The organism is Diaphorobacter ruginosibacter, from assembly GCF_014395975.1.
Taxonomy (GTDB): Bacteria; Pseudomonadota; Gammaproteobacteria; order Burkholderiales; family Burkholderiaceae_C; genus Diaphorobacter_A; species Diaphorobacter_A ruginosibacter.
On sequence record NZ_CP060714.1, the window covers coordinates 1,720,391 to 1,743,108 of the forward strand.

The following is a 22,718-nucleotide window of genomic DNA, read 5'->3' on the forward strand; positions in this document are numbered from 1 at the left end:
CGTGCAGTGTTCGGGGATCTTGAATTCATGCCATGGCGAGCGGCCCGGCGGGCAGCCAGCGCGGCGCTTCGCTGCCGAGGAAGTGGCGCGCACCGGCGTCGCCCAGCAATCGGTACTGCGTGCCCTGCACCTGCAGGCCCGTGCCTTCCGGCAATCCGATCACGCGCATGCCGGGTTGCTTGAGCGTGTACTCGCGCAGGCGCTGCTCTCGCGTTTCTCCGCGATGGCCCGCGGGATGCGCGTCGGTGTAGTGCGCGTTGATCTGGAACGGCACGAAGCCCAGCGCATCGAAGCCCTGGGGATCGATGATCGGCATGTCGTTGGTGGTGCAGATCGTCGGGCAGGCGACGTTGGAACCGGCACTCCAGCCCATGTAGGACGCTTCGCCCGATTGCACGCGCTCGCGGATCGCGGCGAGCAGCCCGGTACGGCGCATCTCGCCGAGCAGCGCGAAGGTGTTGCCGCCACCCACGAGGATGTGGCGCGCCTTGCGCACGGCCGTCACGGGGGCGTCCATGCGGTGGACGGAACGCACCGTGAGCAGCGGCGCGAGGGCATTGGCGACCAGGGTCTCGTACTCGTCCCAGGTGCGCGTGACACCCGCGAACGGGATGAACAGCGCGTCGCCCGAGGCGTCATGCTGGCCGGCCCATTCCTGTACCCAGGGCAGGGCGTGCGTGAGGTACCCAGCATCGCTGGAGGAGTTGCTGAGGAGCAGAAGATTCATGGTGTCTTTCTCGTTCAAAGTTCGGTGTCGGTGCGCCAGAAGGGATCGCCGATCCGGCGACCGAGCGTTCCTACCTCCAACTGCACCAGGCGGCTCCAGCGCTCGATCTGCGACGCGGAGGGCTTGAGGCTGGAGACGAAGGAAACGCACAGGCCCCGCAGTTCGCCGTCGACCGGATTGCGCACAGCCGCGGCGATTGCCCCGACACCGGGGATGGGGCCGTCGATGACGACGGCGTGGCGGGTCTGGTGGATCTCGTCGATGCATTGCTGCAGCTGTTCGAGCGTCGCGAACGCGCCCTGGCTTGCGACGGGAAGCGCGGACGATGCATCGTCGCCATAGAGCGCATGCAGTTCCACATCGCTCATGCGCGCAAGAAGCGCGCGTCCCATGGCGGTGCTGGTGGCATCGCGCCGCGAGCCGGGGGACGACAGCACCTGCACCGGCGAATTGCCATTCAGGCGCTGGAGCACCACGGTGTCATGCCCCGAGAGCGTGGAGAGATAGGCCGTGAGTCCGCTGCGAGTGGACAGACGTTCGAGCACTTCCCGGCAGGCATCGTCGAGCGCGCTCGATGCATAGGCTGCATGTGACGCGCGGCCCAGCAACGCACCCGCGCGGAAGCGGCGCGTCTGCGGATGCTGGTCCAGCAGCCCGTAGCGTGTCATCTGGTTGAGCAGATGCGACGCGGAACTCTTGGGCAGATCCAGTTGCGTGGCTGCCTCCGTGAAGCTCAGGTCGCTTGCCCCGTCCGCAAACAGTTTGAGGACACGCTGTACATTTTCTAGAATGCTCATTGTTCGAAAAAATGGAACTAAGTTCTTTATTTTCGATATCCTATGAATTGTTGGGAACTTGACTGAAGCGCAAGGATTATTCGGGGAGATGGCTGTCCGCCCCGGCATTCGTTTCCTGCCATCCGAAAGGGGCGGGCATCGATCAGAGATACGAGTTGAGGCTCCCAGCCGAACATTGTTTATTACTATTTAAATTGATTGTTTTGATGTTTTTGGCTAAATTTGAGATGCAGATTGGAAATTGCCTGTGGTGCTGGATGCACGGGGCAACGCAGGGAGACAGGTATGCATACACCAGAAATACTCATCAGGGAGAAGGGCTCGTCGGCCGTTCGTCACATCACGCTGGAGCAAGGCGTGAATTCGTTTGGCCGCTCGGCGGACAACCAGATCCAGCTGATCTCCCCTCTGGTCAGCCGCGTCCACGGAACCATACGGCGCTGGTCCAGCATCGTGAGCCTGCAGGACAACCGGAGCACCAATGGCGTCCGCGTGAACGGACAGCTCGTGCGGCATGCCACGCTGTTCACCGGCGATGTTGTCGAGGTGGGGCCGTTCGTCATCCAGGTCATGCATGGGTCCGTGGACCCGGACTAGGCTTTCCTCCCCCGACGGCGGCTACCTGTTTCGGGGAGGGGTCCTGATGCGGCTAACATGCCGTCAAGTCACTCCGAAAGGTTGCGGTCCATGAAGATCCTGTCCGTCTCCCCCATTCTTTCCGTGAACGCGCTGGCGGAATCGATCGACTTCTATTGCAACGTACTTGGATTCGATCTGGCCTGGTCCTGGGGCGAGCCCGCCGACATAGCGGCCATCTGCCGCGACGGCGTGGAGATAACGCTCATCCACAGGGAGGGAGCCAAGCCGGCCGGGGCTGCGCATATCTTTCTCAACGTGACAGGCGTTGACGACTACTACGAGAAACTGGTCGGTGCAGGTGTCCGCATCGTGGTTCCGCTCGCGGACCGGCCCTATGGCATGCGGGACTTCCGCATGGCCGACCCGAGCGGCAATGAGTTGAGCATCGGGCAGGCAATGGAGCAGGGATAGGTGTTGCCGGGGAGCGGATGTGCGATCGCGCAACGCCCGGAACGCTTCAAAAAAAGAGACCTCGCGAAGAGGTCTCAACTCACTTGGAATGCGCAGCTTTCCGCGCTTCTCGCAACTTGAACGGCGTGTTTCGGGCCGGTGCCTCAGAAACTGTGGCGAATCCCCACCGTAATGGCATTCTGGCTCTTGCCGGGTGACGGGGCTGTCATGTTGAGGCCCGCTGCCGTCAGCATGAAACGTTCCTGCTTCTGGTTCTTCATGAAAGCATAGGTGCCATAGAGCGCCGTGCGCTTGGAAAGGCTGTAGACATAGCCCAGCGAAAGCTGATGGGCCTTGCCATCCGTGCCGGTGTTGTCGTAGTAGTTGTAGCCCACGCGGGCCTCGCCTGCACCCAGCGGCACGATGGCTCCGACATGGGCGGTATTGAACTTCACGCTTTCGCCCGTGACAGGCTTGTTGCGCTGCTGGCGCACCAGAGCCGCCAGCTTGGCCGATCCGAAGTTGTAGGAAGCGCCCAGGCCATAGGCCCGCGTGTTGTCCAGCACGACGGTCTGTGCTCCCGCCGCATATGCGGCATCGTTCCATTGCTCGGCCGCAAGCGACAGGCTGAGCGGGCCGTTGTCATAGGTGGCCGAGCCGCCGAGGTAGCGGTTGTTCGATGCGCTGCCCGGGGTTTCCCCGAAACCAATATCGGCCGATGCCTTGAATCCTGAAAGCGAAGGCGAGATATAGGTCAGCATGTTGCTGCCGCGAACCACTGCGGCCGGAGCGTTGTACCAGGTCTGGTTCTGCCCGATGCCAACCTGGCCGAATACGTCATGGCGGCTGAGGTCCTCGTAGGCGCGCGTGAAAGCCCGGCCCAGGCGCACCTCGCCGAAGCCTCCCATGAGGCTGATGGTGGAGCGGCGCCTGAAGTCGAAGGAGCCCGCGGTCAGCCCGGTGCCGGAGTCATTGTTGAAGCCGCCCTCGAGCCAGAAGCCCGCCTTGAGTCCGCCGCCCAGATCCTCCAGGCCGCGAAAGCCGAGGCGGCTGGTGAGATTGCCGCTGTTGCTCATGCCGTAGACGGAGTCGCCGCCGCTGGCCTTCGCGTAGGTCAGGCCGGCATCGACAATGCCGAACAGGGTGACGGACGATTGGGCTGTGGCTGCACCGGAGGCGGCGAGCATCACGACCATGCCAAGATATTTCTTCATTTCAATGGACTCCAAGGTTACTCACTCGGTGGGATGGAAAACAGGGGTGGCGGCGAGCGGCGGAAGAGAGATTCCTCTGCCGAGCCCTCCGAAGGCCTTATTGCAGCCTGCAGACCTCATCGAAATCGAGCCGGGGCAGGCGGTCGAACAGCTTGCTTGTGTCGCCATGCCCCAGGCCGCACAGGAAGTTGGTGCGCACCGAGGTGCCGCTCCAGAAGGTGCCGTCGACGCCCTTCGCATCGAAGCCCGACATGGGGCCGCAGTCGAGCCCCACGGCACGCGCCGCCAGCATCAGGTAGGCCGCCTGCAGGCTGGCGTTGCGGAACGCCGTGTCCTGCCGGTGTGCTGCCTTTTCAGGCCCTTCGAAGGTTCCGGCAAAGCCCGGGTTGTGCGGAAACAGGCGTGGCAGTGCGCGATGGAACTCGCTGTCGTAGCCCACGATCGCGGTCACCGGTGCCTGCCGAACCTTGTCCACGTTGCCGGGCGAGATCCATGGCAGCAGCTTGTCCCGCCCGTCGGGGGTGCGCACGAAGATCACCCGCATCGGGCAACTGTTGCCCGAGGTGGGGCCCCAGCGCGCCAGTTCGTAGATGGAGCGCAACTGCGCATCCGTGACCGGCCGATCAAGCCAGCCGTTCTGCGACCGGGCGCTGCGGAACAGGGTGTCGAGGGCGTGGCTGTCGAGCATGGCCCCGTCCTCAGGCTTGCGCCGCGATGCGCTCGACCACTTCCGACAGCTTCTCGCGCACGGCAGGAGGCAGCGCGGCGATCGGCGCGCGCGTTGGTCCGGCGCTGCGGCCCACGAGCTGCATGGCCTCCTTGATGACCACGGGGAAGGAGCCCCAGGCCCAGGCGGCGCGCAATGGCGCGAAGATGTTGGAGATGCGCAGTGCTTCTTCATGGTGCCCCGCGCGCAGCGCGTCGTACATGCGGACCATGAGTTCAGGGAACACGTTGGCGGCGGGCGAGATCGTTCCCTGCGCGCCGTGGAGCATCATCGCCAGCGCAATGGTGTCGCGGCCCGAGAACAGAAGGGCGGGGCGGGGAGCGAGCAGTTGATACTCGATCGACTGTGTGAGATCCCCGCTCGAATCCTTCATGCCCACGATGTTGTCCTGCCGGCGCATGCACTCGGCCAGCGTTGCCGCGGTCACGTTCACCGAGGTGCGTGGAGGATTGTTGTAGAGCATCACGGGCGCCGTGGTGGCTTGCGCCACGGCCGTGAAGTGTTCCACCAGCTCGCTTTGCGTGGGTTGAACGAAGTAGGGCGTGATGACCAGGGCCAGATCCACTCCCATCGACTGGGCCGCGGACGTGATTTCAATGGCCTGGCGCGTGGTCGCCGCGCCGGTGCCGGCATAGAGCGGCACGCGACCGTTGATGGCATCCATGGAGATCTCGAGCAGGCGGATGTGCTCTCTGGCCGAGAGCGCGAAAAACTCGCCCTGGCTGCCGGCGACCGAAATCCCATGCACGCCGGCCGATAGGTACTCATCAATGAGCGTGCGCACGCGCGGCTCGTCCAGCTCGAAGTCCTTGGTGAACGGCGTGGCCATGGCGGGGATCACGCCGTGAAATTTTCCTGGGTTCATGTTGTGTGTCTCTTTCTCGAGCCGTGGCGGCCTATTCCACGCCCATGATCTGGCCCAGCTGCACCACGTACTGGCCGAAGCGCACCTGTTCCTTGGTCAACCGGGGGTCACGGGGGCGTGGCAGGTCGATGTTGATTTCCTGGATGATTTTTCCGGGCCGCTCCGACATCACCAGCACGCGGTCCGACAGCAGCACGGCCTCGGCAATGCTGTGCGTGATGAGCACCACGGTCTGGCGCATTTCCTGCCAGATGCGCAGCAACTCCACGTTGAGCTGATCGCGCGTGAGTGCGTCCAGAGCGCCGAAGGGTTCGTCCAGCAGCAGTACCTTGGGGCGCGTGATCAGGATCTGCCCGAGCGCAGCCCGCTGGCGCATGCCGCCCGAGAGCTGATGCGGATGGCTCTTGCGGAATTTCTCCAGCTTGAGGATCGGCAGCAGCTGGTCGATGCGCTCATCGATCTCCCGTTTGGGCATGCGGCGCACTTCCGCGGCGAGGCGCATGTTGGCCTCGACGGTCTCCCAGGGCAGCATGTTGTGCGTCTGGAAGACCACGCCCACGTCCTCGCTCACGCCGTTGCTGCGCTTGCCGAGGATCTGCAGGTCGCCTCCGGCGTCGGACTCGTACAGCCCGGCAATCACGCGCAGCAGCGTGCTCTTGCCGCAGCCGCTCGGGCCGAGGATGGAGACGAACTCGCCGCGCTCGATGGCGAAGTCCACATGGTCGAGCGCGAGCATGCCGGAGCCGAAGGTCTTGCCGACGCCCCGGGCCTCGATGGCGATGTCCCGGGCCGGGGCCTGCGATGGCGTCAACGCAGCCATGAGTGCCGGTCTCACTTCTTCGCTCCGACCCAGCCGCCTTCCGAGATGTCGAACACGATGCCGTGCTGGTCGCGGAACTTCATCTCGTAGTACAGGCTCTTCTTGTCGTGCGGGAGGTCCATGAAGAAGGTGCCTCCGTTCTCCTCGATGCGCTTGCGCTGCTCTTCCAGGTCATCGCACCAGAAGCCGAAATGGTGCGTGCCGATCCAGTCCTTGCCGCGCTCGAGGCCCGCGGCCTCGTCGGTCTTGTAGTTCAGAAGCGCGAGGCAGACCGTGCCGTCGGACAGGTACACGCCTTCCGCGATCGGAGAATGCGTGGGCTCGATGATCTCCATGTCGAAGACCTTGCTGTAGAACTCTGCCGCGGCTTGCGGATCGGGTACGGCGAGGGCAATGTGACGCAGTTTGGCCATGATGTCTGTCTCCTGTTGGAAATGGAAAATCGAAAAAGGTTGTCGGTTGGTTGAACGATGGCGGGAAAGGCTGCCCTACAGCCCGCGCCACCAGACGCGCTTGGCGGCGAGCTCCACCACCGCATACAGTGTTCCCGCCACGACCGAGATGACGATGAGTGCTGCGAACAGGTAGTCGGTGCGTGCATTCGCGTTGGCTTCGAGGATGAGGTGGCCGAGGCCGTGCTCGGAGCCCACGAACTCACCGACGATGGCGCCGATCACGGCCAGCGGCATCGCGGCGCGGCAGCCGTCCATGATGGAAGGCATGGCGGCCGGGACGAGCAGCTTCCGGAAGGTCATGCCGGGCGGCGCGCCGATGGCCCTGAAATGCTCGATCAGATGGGCCGGGGTTCCGGCGAGTCCGCCCAATGTGGCAACGGTGACGGGAAAGAAGGCGAACAGGAAGGCCATGAGCACCTTCGACGTGTCCCCGTAGCCGAACCAGATCACCATGAGGGGCGCCAGCGCGATCTTGGGCAGGCCCTGGAAGACCACCACGAGCGGGTAGAGGGCACGCTTGGCCAGCGGAATCGCATAGATCAGGAGGCCGAGCAGAACACCGCCCACCACGGCGAGAACGAAGCCCGCCAGCACCTCCTTGATCGTGACCCAGGACTCGCTGAGCAGTGCCACGCGGTTGGTCCACAGGCTCTCCAGGACCTGGCTCAACGGGGGCAGCAGATAGGGTTTGATGGAAAACCAGTTGACCGACTGCTGCCACAACACGGCCAGGATCACGGCCAGGATGAGAGGATCGATCAACTGCCGCCACGAACGCGTGGCGAAAGAACTTGTATTCACGGCAATGTCTCCGATGAATGAATGTTGGATGCACCCTTGGTTTTTCTGTGGTGCGTCGATGCCGGTTCCGCGATGGGCCGTCAGGACTGCCCGGAAGGTCCCCAGTCCGGCGGTGGAACCACGAATTTCTCGAATTCCCACTGGTCGAATGCCTTGAGATCGTTGTCCCAGACGCGCGCCCTGTGCGGAGTCTGCTCGGTGACCTGGACCATGTCGGCGTAGAACTCGCAGTAGTTGCCATCCGGGTCCTTGAAGACCAGGAACAGGTTCTCTCCCGGGCCGTGCTTGCCGATGCCGCGCACGATCTCCACGCCGTTTTCCTGCAGGAAGCGCGCAGCCTCCTCGATCTCCTGCAGTGATTCCAGCCGGTACGCGAAGTGCTCCAGCCCTGGCCGCGCGGGCCGGTAGGTGTCCTCGAACAGAGGGCTGCCTGCGGGTATCTGCGCCAGGCCCAGATCGTGGTGATCGTCCGAGCAGCGAAGGAATGCCATCTGGTCGGCGATGTAGTCGGAGACGGTCAAGCCGACTATGTCGGTGTAGAAGCGCACCGAGGCCTGCAGGTCTCTGACGTTGAGAACCAGATGCCCTATGCGCTGGGGGTTGGGTCGTCGTGCCATTTCACGCAACTCCTTCATGGCTTGAGCAGTGCGTCGCTGTAGACATCCTGCGCCTTGATCTTGCCGTTCAGGTTGAATGCGCTGTCGATGAACTGCACGGTCTTGAGCATGCGGTCCTCGCGCAGGAATCCCAGTCCCTTGTCCTTCACCTGGGCGTCGATGATCAGGTCGTTGATGTCCTTGATCTGATTCAGCGCCACGTTGCGGTCCGTCGTGGGGAAGGCCCGGACGATGAGATCGGCCGCCTTTTCGGGATTTGCCAGTGCGTAGTCATAGCCCTGGTACGAGGCCTTGAGGAACTTGCGCAACGCGTCGGGCCGCTTCTTGATGGTCTCGTCGCTGACAGCAAAGCCGCTGCCGTAGGCATCGAGGCCGAAGTCGCTGTATTCGATCCAGCCGAGCTTGACGCCCGCGTCGTTGGCCTGCTTCTGCGTGACCACGCGGTTGCTGGCCCGCCAGCATTCGGCCAGGTCGATCTTTCCCTCGATCAGCGAGGCATCGACGACGGCCGGATCCATGCGCATCAGGCGCACGTTGTTCTTGGGCAGGCCGTTGCGCTCCAGCCAGACCGGCAGCACGTTGTGCACGACCGAACCTGATCCGCCACCGAGCAGCAGGCCCTTGAGATCGGCCGGTGTCTTGGGGTTGTAGCGCTTGGTGTCGAAGCAGATGCCGGCGGGCCAGCGCGTGTTGATGGCTCCGATCAGGCGGATGTGCCCTCCATTGGCACGGTTGAGCATGACGCTGACCGGGTCCACGTAGCCGATGTCGAATTGGCCCTGGTCCACTTCGTTGGCTGTGCGGTTGCCGCCGTAGCCGCGCACGATGTTCACCTCGAGATCGGCGCTCTTGAAGTAGCCCAGCTGCTGGGCCACGATCACGCCCACAGAGCTTCCCTGGGGCAGCCAGGCCATGTTGTAGCTCAGCTTCTCCAGCGCCAGGGCGCATTGGGCGCTTGCCGCGAGTGCACAGATTCCCAGCATTCTGGCCGCGCTCAAGGCCTTGTTCCGTGCCGCTTGTTTCCATTGGGTTCGCATGTTGTCTCCTTGATGTTCTTGTGGATGCATCGAACGCCGCGGACGGGCTAGATCGCTTCCGCGCGGACCTGGTTGGCGAGTTCGCCGATCCCCTCGATGGAAGCGAGCATGCGGTCCCCATCCTTGAGGAAGACGCCGCGCCCCATGCCGACGCCGGTCGGCGTGCCGGTGGCGATCACGTCGCCAGGCTCGAGCGTCACGATGGTGGAGAGGTAGGCGATCTGCTCGCGCACCGTCCAGATCATGGTGGCGGCGCTGTCGTCCTGCATGGTTTCACCATTCACGTCGAGGCGCATGCGTACCGACTGCGGGTCGGGAATCTGCGACGCGGGAACCAGCCAGGGACCGAATGGCGCGAACGTGTCATGGCACTTGCCCTGGAACCAGTCGTGCTTGAACGGGTAGTCGGTACGCAGGTTCAGGTCGCGCGCCGTGACGTCGTTGAGGATGGTGTAGTACGCCACGCAGTCGAGAGCGTCTTCCACACTGACGCGGCGGCAACGCTTGCCGATCACGGCGGCGAGTTCGACCTCCCAGTCCAGCTTGGCGGTTTCGGGGGGCATCAGCACCGTGCCGCCCGGGCCGATGACGGTATTGGAGAGCTTCAGGAACATGTAGGGCTTGCTCTCGGACTTGGCCGCGAGCACCGTGCCCATCTCGTTGGCGTGCTTGGCGTAGTTCGATGCGGCGCAGAACATGTGCTGCGGCACGTAGGGCGCCTGAAGGTGCGCAGAGCCTTCAGCGACCGGGTCGACCTTGCGCGTCTGCGCCAGGGTCCGGGCCTGTGCAGCCACGCCTTCGAGCCAGCGCTGGCCGTTCTTGCCGTCCTTCACGATGGCTTCGACGCCGCCCTCCAGGTAGGCCAGCGGCACCGGCTCCAACCCCGCCTGCTGCATTGCGCGCAGATCGTAGAGCTGCTGGTCCAGCACCAGTGCCGGTGCGCAGCCCTGTTTACCTGCATAGGTGGCCAATGCGATCCCTGTCATGAATGTCTCCTTGCTCAATGGTTAGAAAAATGTGTTGAGCGGATTGTGGATTCTTTTTTTTAAAATTGCACTCAATTCTTTCAAAAAGAGCTCAATAAAGGGTAAGTACTGATCCGGGAAAGGGGTGAGTGGGTTGTCTTGACGCTTCGTCGGCGCGGAGATGTTTCGCGGTCAGGGGCGTCAGGCCGGTGAAAACTTCACGCCAAACAATGGTTCGGAAAACGCACGGGCGGTGGTGAGGGCGGGAGAAGCAAAAAATTCCATGCAATTTCTCGTTCAAAGGGTGATACTTTTGCGAAGAAACATAAAATGCACTCAAAATCTGAATTTTGTGCACATTAGGGAAGCACAGTCGCCACAGGTGTCCACATGAGCAGCACTGCAGGAAAAACTCTCTCTCAGACCATCTCCGAGCAATTGGCGGAAGAGATCGTCATGCACAAGTTCAGCCCCGGCGAGCGGCTGGACGAGCAGTCGATTGCCACGCGCTTCAATGTGTCCCGCAGCCCGGTTCGCGATGCCCTGCAGCACCTGGCATCGACCAAGCTGGTGGAATATCTGCCGCGCAGAGGCTTTTCGGTCGCGGCCGTGGACTCGTCGGAGCTCAGCGGGCTCTTTGAGGCAGCGGGCGAGGTGGAGGCCTTGTGCGCCAAGCTGTGCGCCCTGCGCGCGGCGCTGTCGGAGCAAAAGCAGATCGAGTACCTGCATCTGCAGGCCATGGACGCGAAGAACCGGGGCGACGAGAAGGCCTATGCCCAGTTGAACGAAGAATTTCACGCCCAGATCCACGCGGGTGCCCACAACCGTACGCTGGAGGAAATCGCCAGGACGTTGCGCCAGCGGCTGGCACCGTTTCGCTCCAGGGTGTTCTTCGTGACGGAAAACCGGCTCGCCCACTCGAATGACGAGCATGGAAAGATCGTGGACGCCATCATGGCGCGCGACGGTGCCGCCGCGGCCCGGGCCATGAGCGAGCATGCCGCCAACTCAACGATGAATGCGCTTCAGCATCTGAGATAACGGGATGCGACCCAGCCCCGGGGCTGCCGGGCCTGGCGAAGCATCTTGCACCGGGCCCATCCGGTACTGCGGCGAGTCGTTCACAGGGTCAGGGCAGCACCCGTCATTGCCTGCAGCGTCTCGAACGTCATGCCTTCGATCATCGAGCGCACCACGAGCCCGCGGGGTGTCACGTCGATCACCGCGCAGTCGGTGTAGATACGGTCCACCACGCCCGCGCCGGTCAGCGGATAGGTGCATTGCTCGACGATCTTGGGTTGGCCGTCCTTGGTGGTGTGCTCCATCACCACGATGACCTGCCTGGCTCCTGCCACGAGGTCCATCGCGCCGCCCACGGCGGGGATGGCATCGGGCGCGCCCGTGTCCCAGTTGGCCAGATCACCGTTGCCCGCGACCTGGAATGCCCCGAGCACCGACACGTCGATGTGGCCGCCGCGCATCATCGCAAACGACATGCTGTGGTCGCAGATCGATGCGCCGGGGAGCAGGGAAACGGGCTCCTTGCTGGCGTTCAGCAGGCTGGGATCGACGGTGCCGTCGGCGGGCCCCGGCCCCATGCCGAGGATGCCGTTCTCGCTGTGAAGGATCACGTCGCGGTCCTTGGGCAGGCACTTGGAGATCAGCGTCGGAATGCCGATGCCCAGGTTCACGTAACTGCCGTCGGGAATGTCGTTGGCGACGCGCGCGGCCATTTCCTCGCGGGTGAGTCGCTTGAAGGGTGGGGTGGTGGTCATGGCTGTGCTGCTTTCACCTGGACGACACGCTGAACGAAGATGCCGGGCGTCATCACATTCTGGGGCTCGAAGGCGCCGAGCGGAACGATCTCGTCGACCTGCGCCACGGCCGTCTTCGATGCCATGCACATCACGGGGCCGAAGTTGCGCTCGGCGTTGCGGAACATGAGGTTGCCCCAGGGATCCGCGCTTTGCGCCTTCACGAAAGCGAAGTCGCCGTGCAGCGGGTTTTCCAGCACGTAGCCCACGCCGTCGATCACCCGTGTCTCCTTGCCCTTGGCCAGCGTGGTGCCGTAGGCCGTGGGCGTGAAGAACGGGCCGAGTCCCGAGCCGGCGGCGCGCATGCGCTCGGCCATGGTGCCTTGCGGCACGCATTCGAGCTCGATCCTGCCGGTGCGATACCACTCGGCAAATGCCTCGGCATTGGGAACCTTGGGGTTGGAGTTGCGCGCGAACGAGCACACCATGCGGCGGACGCGGCCCGCCTCGATCAACTGGCTCAGGCCATATTTGCCGTTGCCCGCGTTGTTGTTGACGATGGTGAGCTCCCGCGCACCCTGGTCGAGCAGGGCGCAGACAAGCTCGGTCGGCACGCCGGAGATCCCGAAACCGCCGATCATGATGACCGCTCCATCCTGCACATCGCGCACGGCCTGCTGCACCGATTCCACGACCTTGTTCAGCATGGGAGGACTCCTTGGAGGGGACCACGCGTCACAGTGTTTCCTCCAGCCCGAAGAGGGCGGTGGACTGGCTCGACAGCGTGCCGCCGTTGCCATGGGCCAGGGCGATCTTCGCGTCCGGAACCTGCCGCTCGCCGCATTCTCCGCGCAACTGGCGCACGGCCTCGATCACGAGGAAGATGCCATACATGCCCGGGTGCACGCAGGAGAGTCCGCCGCCGTTGGTATTGACCGGCAGGCGACCGCCGGGGGCGATGCCGCCGTTCTCGACGAACGGGCCGGCCTCGCCCTTCTTGCAGAAGCCCAGGTCTTCAAGGAACAGCAGTGTGTTGATCGTGAATGCGTCATAGAGGCCGACCACGTCCACGTCGCTGGGCTTCAGCCCTGCCATCTCGAAGGCGCGCCTGCCCGATTCGCTGGCCGAGGTGACGGTCAGGTTCTCCATGCTGGAGATCTGCCGGTTCCACACGGCGGTTGCATTGCCGAGCACGTAGACGGGCTTTTGCCTCTGTGCCCTGGCACGGTCGGCACGCATGAGAACGAACGCACCCGCGCCATCGGTGACAAGGCAGCAGTCGCGGACCGTGAGCGGTGTGGAAATCATGCGCGAGCCGAGCACGTCGTCGATGCTCAGGGGATCGCGCATGTACGCTTCAGGATTGAGTTGAGCCCAGCGGCGCGCGGCGACAGCGACCTCCGCGAGCTGTTCGCGCGTGGTGCCGAACTCATGCATGTGGCGAGACGCTGCGAGTGCATAGGCCGTGGGCGGCAGCATGGGCTGGTATGGATGCTCGTAGGGCAGCGGGTCGACCAGCCTGAACGCCTCGGTCATGCCCTTGCGCGAGAACGTGCCGGTTTTCTGCGTGCTGCCGTAGCAGACCAGCACGGCGGTGCACTGTCCGCTCTCGAGAGCCATCATCGCAGGCATCAGGTGCGCGATGAAGCTCGATCCACCCAGCATGGTGCTGTCGATGAACTGAGGGCGCAGACCCAGGTACTCGGCGACGGGCAACGCCCACATGCTGGCGGCCGAACTGCAGGTGGCGAGGCCGTCGATGTCCCGCATCGTGAGGCCCGCATCGGCGACGGCCCGGGTGGCCGCCTGCGCGAGAATCTCCATCGCGGAGAATCCGCGTGCTTCGCCGATGCCGGCCTGTCCCACTCCGACGATCGCGGACTTTCCGCGTAGATCCTTCAGGCTCATGGCATACCTCCGTTCGCGGGCTCGAAGACCACGAGCGGCTTGCCGTCGCGCTCCATGATACGGGCACGAAGCGGCATGCCGATCTTCACGGCGTGCTGGTCGCACCCGATCACGTGGCTCATCATGCGTGCGCCTTCCTCCAGGTCGACCAGCACCACGGCGTAGTCGCTGTCCGTTCCCGGCTTGCCCATGACCACGCTGCATGCATACACCGTGCCCTTGCCGCTGGCCTGGCGCCAACTGAGCTGCGTGCCGCCGCAATGCGGACACAGCACACGCGGATAGAAAAGATGGCGCGCGCAACTGCCGCATTGCTGGATGCGGAATTCACCTTGCGCGAGATAGTCCTGAAAGACCGCGTCCGGGCCAGCGGGTGCTGCCGATGCGGAAGGGGGGAGCTCATGGGTCATGCGGTCCTCATTGCTGCAGGAACTTCGTAGGTGGAGATCGGCCGGCCTTCGGCCACCAGGCGCTCAAGCAGCGGCGCAGGTGTCCATAGTTCGCCATGCACGCGGTGGAATTCGCGGATGCGCTCGAGCACCCTGGGCAGGCCCACGGTATCGGCGTGGAACAGCGGGCCGCCACGCACCGCGGGGAAGCTGTAGCCATTCACATAGATCACGTCGATGTCGCTGCCGCGCTGCGCGACACCGTCTTCGAGAATGCGTGCGGCCTCGTTGACCAGCGCATACATGGTGCGCTCGATGATCTCTTCGTCGGTGATGGCGCGGCGCGTGATGCCGGATTCCGCGGCGCAGGCGTTAATGATCTCCTCGACCTTGGGGTCGGGGATGGGCGCACGGCTGCCCGCTTCATAGCGATAGAAGCCTGCGCCTGTCTTCTGGCCGAGGCGCCCCGATTCGCACAGGCGGTCGGCGATATGGCAATAGCGGATGTGCCTGGGCCGGGTCGGTGCGAGCCGCTTGCGTGCGGCCCAGCTGATGTCCAGGCCCGCCATGTCGCCCATGCGCAGCGGTCCCATCGCCAGGCCGAAACGCTCGAGTGCCTGGTCTACCTGCTGCGGGGTCGCGCCTTCCTCCAGAAGAAAGTGTGCCTCGCGCGTGTAGGGGCTGACCATGCGGTTGCCGACAAAGCCGTCGCACACGCCGACCACAGCGGGCACCTTGCCGATCTTTTTGGCGACATGCAGCACGGTGGCAAGCACGTCGGCTGCCGTGGCGCTGCCGCGTACGATCTCCAGCAGCTTCATCACGTTCGCGGGGCTGAAGAAATGCAGGCCCACCACGTCCTGGGGACGGGTGGTGACCGCTGCGATGTCGTTGATGTCGAGGCGCGAAGTGTTGGTTGCGAGAATCGCGCCCTGGCGCACGATCTGGTCGAGCTGCCGGAAAAGGCCGTGCTTGACCGCGATGTCCTCGAAGGCGGCCTCGATCACCAGGTCCATGTCGGCGAGCTGCCGCATGTCGGTCGTTCCGTGGATGCGGTCGATGCGCGCCTGCGCGACTTCCGCCGCAAGCCTGCCCTTGTTCACGGTGGCATCGTAGTTGCGCTGGATGGTGGAGAGACCCTTCTGGAGATTCGCATCGGCCACTTCGACGAGCGTCACCGGATAGCCTGCGTTGGCGAAGGCCATTGCAATACCCGTGCCCATGGTCCCGGCGCCGATCACCCCCACGCGCCGCACATCGCGCAGTGTGGCGTCCTGCGCATCGCGCGGCGGCTTGGCGGCTTCGCGCTCGGCGAAGAACAGATGGCGGATGGCCTTCGATTGGGTGCCGTTGACGAGCTCCATGAAGCGGGAGCGTTCGAACCTGAGGCCTTCCTCCAGCGTGCTGCGCGTGGATTCCTCCACGCAGGCGATGCACTGCAGCGGGGCGTCCATGCCACGCGCGGTCTTGCGGGCATGCTCGCGTGCCTTCCCGAACAGATCGGCCGCATCGGCGGGAACCCTTACCGGCAGCTTGCCGGTGGCCCGCAGCCCGGTGGTGTTGTCGAGCTTCGATGCGAATGCGACGGCGTTCCCGATCAGGTCGGTATCGAACAGGGCATCGAGCACACCGGCCTCCCGTGCATCCGGCGCCGGTATCGTGCGGCCGGTGACGATCCAGTCGAGAGCCTTTGGCACACCGATCAGCCGCGGCAGGCGCTGCGTTCCACCGCCGCCGGGCAGCAGGCCCAGCTTCACCTCGGGCAGCGCCACGCTGACATCGGACAGCGCCACGCGCCAGTGGCAGCCGAGCGCCAGCTCCAGGCCGCCGCCAAGCGCGGAACCGTGAATGGCGGCGACAACCGGCTTGGCGCAGTTCTCGATGCGCATGATGAGCTGCGGTGTGGTGGGTTCGGCCGTGCTCCTGGGCGTGTTGAATTCGCGAATGTCCGCGCCACCGGAAAACATGCGCCCGTCGCCGGTGAGCACGATGGCATCGATGTCCGCATCGGCCAGCGCCGCGTCCAGGCCCGCCGTCACATGCTGGCGCAGTGCGAAGGAGATTCCGTTGACGGGCGGGTTGGACCAGGTGATGACCGCCACGCGGCCGTGCCGCGTGAAGGGTGTGTGGCTGGAGGCTGCGTTGCTCATTGCAGCTCCACGAGGGCCTGTCCCTCGGTGACGTCGTCTCCCACCTCGACCAGGAATTTCGCGACCTTTCCGGACGCTTCTGCCTCCACTGGGATCTCCATCTTCATCGATTCCACGATGAGGAGCGTGTCGCCGGGAGCGACGGAGGACTGGGGCTCGGCGCACAGTGCAACGATGCGGCCGGAGAGGGGTGACTTGAGGGCGTTGGTCATGATGTCGTAGGGTTCGATGGAGATGAAAGGGTCAGGCACGGGCCGTGGCCTGTGCGGACTGAGGCGTCGGCATGGCCTGCGGCCGGGTGGCGGCAAGGCGCATGCCAAGCTGCGTATGCAGGCGCGCGGCCACGAATTCCTCATCTTCGAGAATTCGCAGCACGAAGGGAATATTGGTTTTCACGCCGCTCACATGGAATGTTTCCAACGCGCTGCGCAGGCCCCGGATCGCGTCGGCACGGTCAGCGCCATGGGAGATGACCTTGGCGATCATCGGGTCGTAGAACGAGGAGACGCGCGCGCCTTCGCAGTAGCCCGTCTCCACGCGGATTCCCGGCGCCTCGGGCGCCTGGAAGGCCGCAAGCGTTCCGGGCGATGGGAAGAAGCGCACGGGATCCTCGGCATAGATCCGTGCCTCGACCGCGTGGCCGCTGGCGGCGATCCGTGGGGGCAGGACCGAATCGATGTGCTCTCCCGACGCAAGGCGGATCTGCGCCGCAACGATGTCGATGCCCGTGACCTCTTCCGTCACCGCGTGCTCCACCTGCAGGCGGGTGTTCACCTCGAGGAACGTGAAGCCGGTGGACGGCGTGTAGAGCATCTCCACGGTGCCGATCACGTCATACCCCATGCCGCCGAGGATCGAGGCGAGCCGCTGTCCCATCTGCTCGACTTCCGCGCGGTCGATGCCGGGCGCGGGGGCCTCCTCCACGACCTTCTGGTTGCGGCGCTGCACCGAGCAGTCGCGCTCGTGCAGGCAACGCACATTGCCGTAGCGGTCGGCAAGAAACTGGAACTCCACATGGCGTGGCGATTCGATCAGTGTCTCGAAATAGAGCTGGGCGCTGCCGAAGGCCTTGGCCGCTGTGGATTGCGCCTGGCGCAGCGCATCGGCGACCTCGGCTCGGCCGCGCACCGGCAGCATGCCGATGCCGCCGCCGCCGTTGGCGGGCTTGAGCATCAGCGGGTATCCCATGGCGTCCGCCGTGGCGATGACCGCATCGATGTCGGCGGGCAGCAGGTCGCTGCTATGGGTCATGGGCATGCCGTGCTGCTGCATGAGCGCACGCGCGGCGGTCTTGTGGCCCAGCTCGCGAATCCAGCGCGGCGATGGACCGATGAAGCACAGGCCGGCGGCCTCCACCCGTTCGGCGAAATCCGCGTTCTCCGACAGAAAGCCGTAGCCGGGGTGGATGGCATCGGCGCCGCAGTCACGGGCGGCCTGCAGCACGGCGTCCTGGTCGAGATAGCTCTGTGTGGCCGGTCCCTCGCCGATGCAGATGGCGGCATCGGCGTCGCGCAGGTAGGGGAGTCCGGCGTCGGCCGTGGAGTGGATGGCCACGGCTTCAAGGCCGAGCCGGTGGGCAGCGCGGATCACGCGGGCGGCCACCGCGCCGCGGTTGGCGACAAGGATGCGGCGCAGCGGGCGCAGGGTGGCGGCGTGGGCAGGGGAGGCTGTGTTCATTCGCTGCGCACCTCAGGGACGATAGCCAAAGCGTGCCGGGCCCGCCTGGCGCAGCGGCGCAGCGATATGGGCGAACTCTACGAGTGCGGCGCGGGTCTCGGCCGGGTCGATGATGTCCTCGACCACGAAGGCTTCCGCGCTGCGGTAGGGCGAGGTGAGGCCGCGCACACGCTTCTCGATCCGGGCGCGTGTGGCTTCGGGGTCGGACGAGGCCTCGATCTCGGCCTTGTAGGCCACCTCGAGTCCGCCTTCGATGGGCAGGGATCCCCATTGCGCAGAGGGCCACGCATAGCGGAAGTTGAAGCGATCCGCGTTCTGGTGTCCGCCACCCGCAACACCGAAGGCCTTGCGGATGATGATGGTGCACCAGGGCACGGTGCTTTGCGCGATGGCCGTGAGTGCGCGCACGCCGGCCCGCATCACGCCTTCCTTTTCCGCGTCGAGGCCGATGCGGAATCCGGGCACGTCCACCAGGTTCACGACAGGCAGGTGGAACTGCTCGGCCAGATCCACCATGTGCATGTACTTCTCTGCGGTCTGGCGATCCCAGGCGCCGCCATAGTGGTAGGGATCGCTCGCGACGATGACGACCGGCCAGCCGTCGATGCGGGCCAGGCCTGCCGCGATGGCCTTGCCCCAGTGCCGGCCGATCTCCATGAACGAGCCGGCATCCACCAGCGTCTCCACGATGGTGCGGATCTTGTAGACCGAGCGGGTGTTCTCGGGAATCGCATTGCGCAGTGCCTGCTGGTTCTCGGCGGCATGGCGGCCGGCCTCGGCGCGCGGCGGCAACTCGAAGATCGAGGAAGGAAGGTAGGAGAGGAAGCGGCGCGCACGCGCGAACGCGTCGGCCTCGGACTCCGCCTCGTCATCGACCACGCCATTGCGCGTATGAATCTGACTGCCGCCGAGATCGTTCTTGTCGATGGTCTGGCCGGTGCGTGCCACCACGGGCGGCCCTGCAACGAAAAGCTGGGCCGTATCCTTGACCATCACGGAGTAGTGGCTGGCCGACACGCGCGCCGCACCGAGGCCTGCCACCGAGCCGAGTCCCAGCCCCACGACCGGCACGGTCGCCAGATTGCGGGCGATATAGGGCCATGACTTCAGCCTGGGCAGCAGCGTGTGGCCCTTGAGTTCGATGTTCTTGACCGAGCCTCCGCCTCCGGTGCCATCGACAAGCCGCACCAGCGGAATGCGCAGGTCATGTGCCATCTGCTCGGCCACGATCATCTTGTCGCCGACCGCGCCGTCATTGGCGCCCCCGCGCACGGTGAAGTCGTCTCCCATGACGACGGCCGGGCGACCCTCGATGCGCGCGCGGCCCATGATGAGGTTGGATGGGGTGAAGTCGGTCAGCTCGCCGCTTTCGTCATAGCTGCCCGTGCCGGCGAGGCCGCCGACTTCGCGGAACGAGCCGTCATCGACCAGCGCCGCGATGCGCTCGCGCACCGGCAACTTGCCCGCGTCGCGATGGCGCTTGAGCTTTTCCGCCCCGCCCATGCGCTGCGAAAGTTCGGTTCTGCGTGCGAGTTCGTCGATTTCTTTTTCCCAGGCCACCTTGTTGTGCTCCCATGTGTTGCATGCCCGTGGCGTGCGTTGCTTGTCTGCGTCGGTTTATGACATGCGGCCGGCCCCTGTGCGCGGGGCGCCGCTGTCCGGTTGGCGGATCGTCGGCTCACTCGCTCAGTGCGATGTTGGCCTTGCGGATGATGTCGGCGTACTGCCGGGTCTCGCTGTCGATCTGGGTCTCGAATTGCTGGGGAGCGAGCATGCGGATGTTGCCCTGCTGCGCGAGCTTGGCCTTGACCTCGGGATCCTGCGCGGCGGTGGCGATCAGGTCGGAGAGGGTCTTGACGATGGCTGGCGGCGTCTGTGCCGGGGCCAGGGCGCCCACCCAGAAGGAAATGTCGAAGCCGGGGTAGCCCGCCTCTGCGATCGTCGGAACGTCCGGCAGTTCGTGCCAGCGTTGCGCGGAGGTGACCGCCAGCGCCCGCAACTGGCCGGCCTTGATCTTGGGAACGGAGGAGGGATTGTCGAAGGTCGAATCGACCTCCTTGGCGAGCACGGCCACCTGCGCGGGTGCGGTGCCGCGATACGCCACGTGAGTCATCTTCACGCCCGCCATGCCGTTGAGCAGTTCATAGCTCAGTTGCGTGAGGTTGCCGACCCCGGCCGAACCATAGGAATACGCACCGGGCCTGGCCTTTGCGAGATCCAGCATGGCCTTGAGATTGGGCGCGGTGCCGACCGGGTCATTCTGTGGATTCACGGTGAGGATGAAGGGCACGGAGACCACGAGCGAGACGGGGGCGAAATCCCTCTTCACGTCGTACGACATCTTCTTGTAGAGCGATGGGTTGACGGTGATGGTGCTCGAGTTGCTGATCAGGATGGTGTAGCCGTCGGGCTGGGCGCGTGCCACTTCGGCTGCGGCCAGCATGCCGTTGGCGCCGGTCTTGTTGTCGACCACCACGGCCTGCCCTGTCTTGCTGGTGATGTGCTGCGCAATGATGCGCGCCACCGAGTCGATCGAATTGCCCGCGCTGAAACCCACCACGAATCGGATGGGCTTGCCCGGGTAACCCGGCGTCTGCGCCGAGGCCGTGCCCATGGCCGCGCATGCCGCGGCGGCGACGCTGGCAAGAATGAGGTGCTTGAACGGCTTCACTGCAATGGTCTCCTGTTCATGAATGGATGATTTCATTGTTGTTCTGTTTGACAGAACTTATGTTCTCTTTTTTAAAGTTTTGAATAGAAACGCGCCAAAGTCAACGAAAAAGAATTGGGTACAAACCCTTGCCGGCCATGACGAGGCACCGAGGCGCCGGGGCGGAGAGCGATGGCATGCGCGCGGCCAATGACCCTCGAGTCCGATTCGCGGGCGCAGCCGAGCACCCCCTGCCTTCCGTGCGCTGCACGAACGAAAAGGAGGAGGGGGACGAAAGCGCCGGGAGCGGCGTGTTCAGCGGATCGGGTCGACCAGGGCCCTATGCCCTATCCATGCGCTATGGCCGGGGCCAGGTCCCGCCCATGGCCTCCGTGGCGCGTTCGCAGGCGGTGAGCAGCAGGGCACTCATCCGATCCACGGCTGCGGGCGAGAAGCGCTCCAGCGGGCCTGAGAGCGACAGGGCGCCCAGCAGCATGTTGTTGGGCCCGAAGACCGGAGCCGCAACGGCGCCGCACAGCGGGTCACGCTCGCCGAAGGACGTAAAGACGAACTGGCTCTGGGGCGTGAAGCTCGGTGTATCGAAGGCATAGGCCTGCAGCACCTTGCCCGCCGCACCCCGCCGCAGCGGGAGGACGTCGCCCACCCGGACGCGGTCCAGGGTCGAGTGCCCCGAATCCTGGCGAAAGAGGCAGAGACGGCTGTCCGCTCCGTGGAGGATGTGGAACGACGGACTTTCCGTGCCGTGCTCGACCAGCCACTGGAGGATCGGCACCAGGTTCTCCCGCAGGCCGTTCGACGCGTCGAAGGCTCGTCCGAAAAGAAAGGCAAGAGAGCCCAGCGCATAGCGTCGGTCGGTGCGACGCGTCACCAGATTGGAGCGTTCGAGCGAGGTCAGCAGGCGCAGCAGCGTGCTTTTGTAGAAGCCCGTGGCTTGCGAAAGCTCCGACAGCGTCATGGGCGTCGCCGTGCGCGCGAGCACGCCGGCGATGACCAGGGCACGGTCCACGGCCGCCACCCCGCCGCCATCACCGAATGGGGGCTCGGACAGGTCGGTGATTTCGGCTTGGGACATGGTCGACAACAATCTTGGAAGAGCTACTGCAGGCAGGCGGATGCCTGCATTCGTCGCGTATCAGGAGCGATGTTCTGCAGGGCGGATCGATGTTATCGCAAGTTCACACCGCGCAGAGCCAAGCGGGGCTGCCGCACGGCTCCTATGCTGGCAGGGGGCTGCTTTCGAACAGCAGGCTGATGGCCGGGGCATATTTGTCCCCATGGCCCGCGTCGATGGCCTTCTGCAGCGTGTCGAGAAGGTTGCGCGCCCCGGTCGGGTCCACATTGACCTGCTCCCCAAGGGCCACGGCGTAGGAAATGTCCTTGCGGGCATAGCTGACCGGAAAGGCTTTCTCCGGGAACAGTTGCGGGGCAATGGCCTTCATTCCGTGGTTGCGCAGTGCGAAGCTGTCCGCGGACCCCGTCGAGAATGCCTGGAACAGCACGTCGGGCTGCACGCCCGCGCGACGCCCGATGGCGGCGGCCTCGGAGAGCGCCAGAACGGTTTCGTACAGGACCATGTTGTTCAGGATCTTCACGACCTGGCCGGCGCTGACATTGCCCGCGTGGGTGACGTCGGACGCAAAGGCTCGTATGAAGGGCTCGATCCGCTCGAAAACCTCCGGGCTGCCTCCCACGGGCACGGCCAGGGTACCCGCCTCGGCAGCGGCGCGCGTGCGCATGACGGGTGCGTCGGCAAAGTGGATGCCCTTTTCTTCCAGGTGCCGGGCCACCTCCAGCGTCACGTCGACGGAGGAAGTGCTCAGATCCACGATGGTCTTCCCTCGGGACAGGCGCCCGGCCAGGCCTCCGGGGGCCATGACCACCTGCTTCATGACCTCGCCCGAGGGCAGGGACAGGAACACGATGTCGGCCTGCGCCGTCAGTTCGTCCAGGCCGACCGCGCGCACGCCATGGGCGGCCAGCCGCTTTAGCGGCTCGGCGTTGGGGTCGGATGCGATCACGGGAGCCCCGCTCTTGGTGGCGATGTGCCGGCAGATGGGCTCGCCCATCACGCCGACGCCGATGAAACCTACGGTGGGTTGCGTCATATCACTGTCT

25 protein-coding genes are annotated in these 22,718 nt (G+C 64.7%); 3 read left to right on the top strand and 22 right to left on the bottom strand.

The annotated features are described in order from the left end of the window. Positions 1–25 precede the first annotated feature (25 nt). Positions 26–727, bottom strand: coding sequence for a dipeptidase PepE (pepE, locus tag H9K76_RS07850; RefSeq protein WP_187599333.1), 702 nt, complete (start codon positions 725–727; stop codon positions 26–28). A 14-nt stretch (positions 728–741) separates the two neighbouring features. Next, positions 742–1,524: an IclR family transcriptional regulator gene (locus tag H9K76_RS07855; protein ID WP_187599335.1), complete on the bottom strand. Its 783-nt coding sequence runs from the start codon at positions 1,522–1,524 to the stop codon at positions 742–744. Between the two features lie 285 nt (positions 1,525–1,809). On the opposite strand from H9K76_RS07855, the gene H9K76_RS07860 reads away from it, so the two are divergent. Both H9K76_RS07860 and H9K76_RS07865 read left to right on the top strand, forming a co-directional pair. Beyond that, positions 1,810–2,121 carry an FHA domain-containing protein gene (locus H9K76_RS07860; protein ID WP_187599337.1) on the top strand — a complete coding sequence of 104 codons (312 nt, stop codon included), beginning with the start codon at positions 1,810–1,812 and terminating at the stop codon, positions 2,119–2,121. Between the two features lie 90 nt (positions 2,122–2,211). Continuing rightward, entirely contained in the window at positions 2,212–2,574 is a 363-nt protein-coding gene (locus H9K76_RS07865) for a VOC family protein (protein WP_187599339.1), read from the top strand. 143 nt (positions 2,575–2,717) lie between these two features. Here H9K76_RS07865 and H9K76_RS07870 read toward each other — a convergent pair whose 3' ends face one another. From H9K76_RS07870 to H9K76_RS07910, 9 genes are all read right to left on the bottom strand, one after another. Further along, positions 2,718–3,767, bottom strand: coding sequence for a porin (locus H9K76_RS07870; protein ID WP_187599341.1), 1,050 nt, complete (start codon positions 3,765–3,767; stop codon positions 2,718–2,720). Positions 3,768–3,864: 97 nt separating this feature from the next. Further along, the gene (locus H9K76_RS07875; protein ID WP_187599343.1) at positions 3,865–4,455 is read right to left on the bottom strand and encodes a malonic semialdehyde reductase; all 591 of its coding nucleotides are present in this window, start codon (positions 4,453–4,455) and stop codon (positions 3,865–3,867) included. Between the two features lie 10 nt (positions 4,456–4,465). Next, entirely contained in the window at positions 4,466–5,359 is an 894-nt protein-coding gene (gene dapA, locus H9K76_RS07880) for a 4-hydroxy-tetrahydrodipicolinate synthase (RefSeq protein ID WP_187599345.1), read from the bottom strand. Between the two features lie 31 nt (positions 5,360–5,390). After that, the gene (locus H9K76_RS07885) at positions 5,391–6,179 is read right to left on the bottom strand and encodes an ABC transporter ATP-binding protein (protein WP_187599347.1); all 789 of its coding nucleotides are present in this window, start codon (positions 6,177–6,179) and stop codon (positions 5,391–5,393) included. A gap of 11 nt (positions 6,180–6,190) precedes the next feature. Beyond that, positions 6,191–6,592: a VOC family protein gene (locus H9K76_RS07890; protein WP_187599348.1), complete on the bottom strand. Its 402-nt coding sequence runs from the start codon at positions 6,590–6,592 to the stop codon at positions 6,191–6,193. A 75-nt stretch (positions 6,593–6,667) separates the two neighbouring features. Next, positions 6,668–7,435 (bottom strand): ABC transporter permease, encoded by a 768-nt coding sequence (locus H9K76_RS07895; RefSeq protein WP_223196283.1) that lies wholly within the window; start codon positions 7,433–7,435, stop codon positions 6,668–6,670. Positions 7,436–7,515: 80 nt separating this feature from the next. Then, positions 7,516–8,052, bottom strand: coding sequence for a VOC family protein (locus H9K76_RS07900; RefSeq protein WP_187599350.1), 537 nt, complete (start codon positions 8,050–8,052; stop codon positions 7,516–7,518). A gap of 14 nt (positions 8,053–8,066) precedes the next feature. After that, on the bottom strand, positions 8,067–9,035 hold the full coding sequence (locus H9K76_RS07905) for an ABC transporter substrate-binding protein (protein ID WP_187599352.1): 969 nt from the start codon (positions 9,033–9,035) through the stop codon (positions 8,067–8,069). 101 nt (positions 9,036–9,136) lie between these two features. Continuing rightward, positions 9,137–10,075, bottom strand: coding sequence for a fumarylacetoacetate hydrolase family protein (locus H9K76_RS07910; protein ID WP_187599354.1), 939 nt, complete (start codon positions 10,073–10,075; stop codon positions 9,137–9,139). 369 nt (positions 10,076–10,444) lie between these two features. Between H9K76_RS07910 and H9K76_RS07915 the strand changes: the two genes are divergently transcribed. Next, positions 10,445–11,095 carry a GntR family transcriptional regulator gene (locus H9K76_RS07915; RefSeq protein ID WP_187599355.1) on the top strand — a complete coding sequence of 217 codons (651 nt, stop codon included), beginning with the start codon at positions 10,445–10,447 and terminating at the stop codon, positions 11,093–11,095. A gap of 80 nt (positions 11,096–11,175) precedes the next feature. Here the strand turns inward: H9K76_RS07915 and H9K76_RS07920 are convergent, their stop codons facing one another. The 11 genes from H9K76_RS07920 to H9K76_RS07970 all read right to left on the bottom strand — a co-directional run bounded on the left by H9K76_RS07920 (position 11,176) and on the right by H9K76_RS07970 (position 22,708). Then, a complete protein-coding gene (locus H9K76_RS07920; protein WP_187599357.1) occupies positions 11,176–11,829 on the bottom strand; it encodes a 3-oxoacid CoA-transferase subunit B in 654 nt (217 codons plus the stop codon). Further along, positions 11,826–12,515 (bottom strand): 3-oxoacid CoA-transferase subunit A, encoded by a 690-nt coding sequence (locus tag H9K76_RS07925; RefSeq protein WP_187599359.1) that lies wholly within the window; start codon positions 12,513–12,515, stop codon positions 11,826–11,828. The genes H9K76_RS07920 and H9K76_RS07925 overlap by 4 nt, the downstream gene beginning before the upstream one ends. 28 nt (positions 12,516–12,543) lie before the next feature. Then, complete coding sequence (locus H9K76_RS07930; protein ID WP_187599360.1) at positions 12,544–13,716, bottom strand: thiolase; 1,173 nt, start codon at positions 13,714–13,716, stop codon at positions 12,544–12,546. Further along, positions 13,713–14,126 (bottom strand): Zn-ribbon domain-containing OB-fold protein, encoded by a 414-nt coding sequence (locus tag H9K76_RS07935; RefSeq protein WP_187599362.1) that lies wholly within the window; start codon positions 14,124–14,126, stop codon positions 13,713–13,715. The genes H9K76_RS07930 and H9K76_RS07935 overlap by 4 nt, the downstream gene beginning before the upstream one ends. Further along, entirely contained in the window at positions 14,123–16,255 is a 2,133-nt protein-coding gene (locus H9K76_RS07940) for a 3-hydroxyacyl-CoA dehydrogenase NAD-binding domain-containing protein (RefSeq protein WP_187599364.1), read from the bottom strand. The genes H9K76_RS07935 and H9K76_RS07940 overlap by 4 nt, the downstream gene beginning before the upstream one ends. Continuing rightward, on the bottom strand, positions 16,252–16,506 hold the full coding sequence (locus H9K76_RS07945; protein ID WP_343066323.1) for an acyl-CoA carboxylase biotin carboxyl carrier protein subunit: 255 nt from the start codon (positions 16,504–16,506) through the stop codon (positions 16,252–16,254). Before H9K76_RS07945 ends, H9K76_RS07940 begins: the two co-directional genes overlap by 4 nt. Beyond that, entirely contained in the window at positions 16,499–17,932 is a 1,434-nt protein-coding gene (locus tag H9K76_RS07950; protein WP_187599366.1) for an acetyl-CoA carboxylase biotin carboxylase subunit, read from the bottom strand. Before H9K76_RS07950 ends, H9K76_RS07945 begins: the two co-directional genes overlap by 8 nt. A gap of 12 nt (positions 17,933–17,944) precedes the next feature. Next, positions 17,945–19,492 carry an acyl-CoA carboxylase subunit beta gene (locus tag H9K76_RS07955; RefSeq protein ID WP_187599367.1) on the bottom strand — a complete coding sequence of 516 codons (1,548 nt, stop codon included), beginning with the start codon at positions 19,490–19,492 and terminating at the stop codon, positions 17,945–17,947. A gap of 118 nt (positions 19,493–19,610) precedes the next feature. After that, complete coding sequence (locus H9K76_RS07960; protein WP_246475378.1) at positions 19,611–20,639, bottom strand: Bug family tripartite tricarboxylate transporter substrate binding protein; 1,029 nt, start codon at positions 20,637–20,639, stop codon at positions 19,611–19,613. Between the two features lie 301 nt (positions 20,640–20,940). Beyond that, a complete protein-coding gene (locus H9K76_RS07965) occupies positions 20,941–21,675 on the bottom strand; it encodes an IclR family transcriptional regulator (RefSeq protein ID WP_187599369.1) in 735 nt (244 codons plus the stop codon). 142 nt (positions 21,676–21,817) lie between these two features. Continuing rightward, the gene (locus tag H9K76_RS07970) at positions 21,818–22,708 is read right to left on the bottom strand and encodes an NAD(P)-dependent oxidoreductase (protein WP_187599370.1); all 891 of its coding nucleotides are present in this window, start codon (positions 22,706–22,708) and stop codon (positions 21,818–21,820) included. Positions 22,709–22,718: the final 10 nt, after the last annotated feature.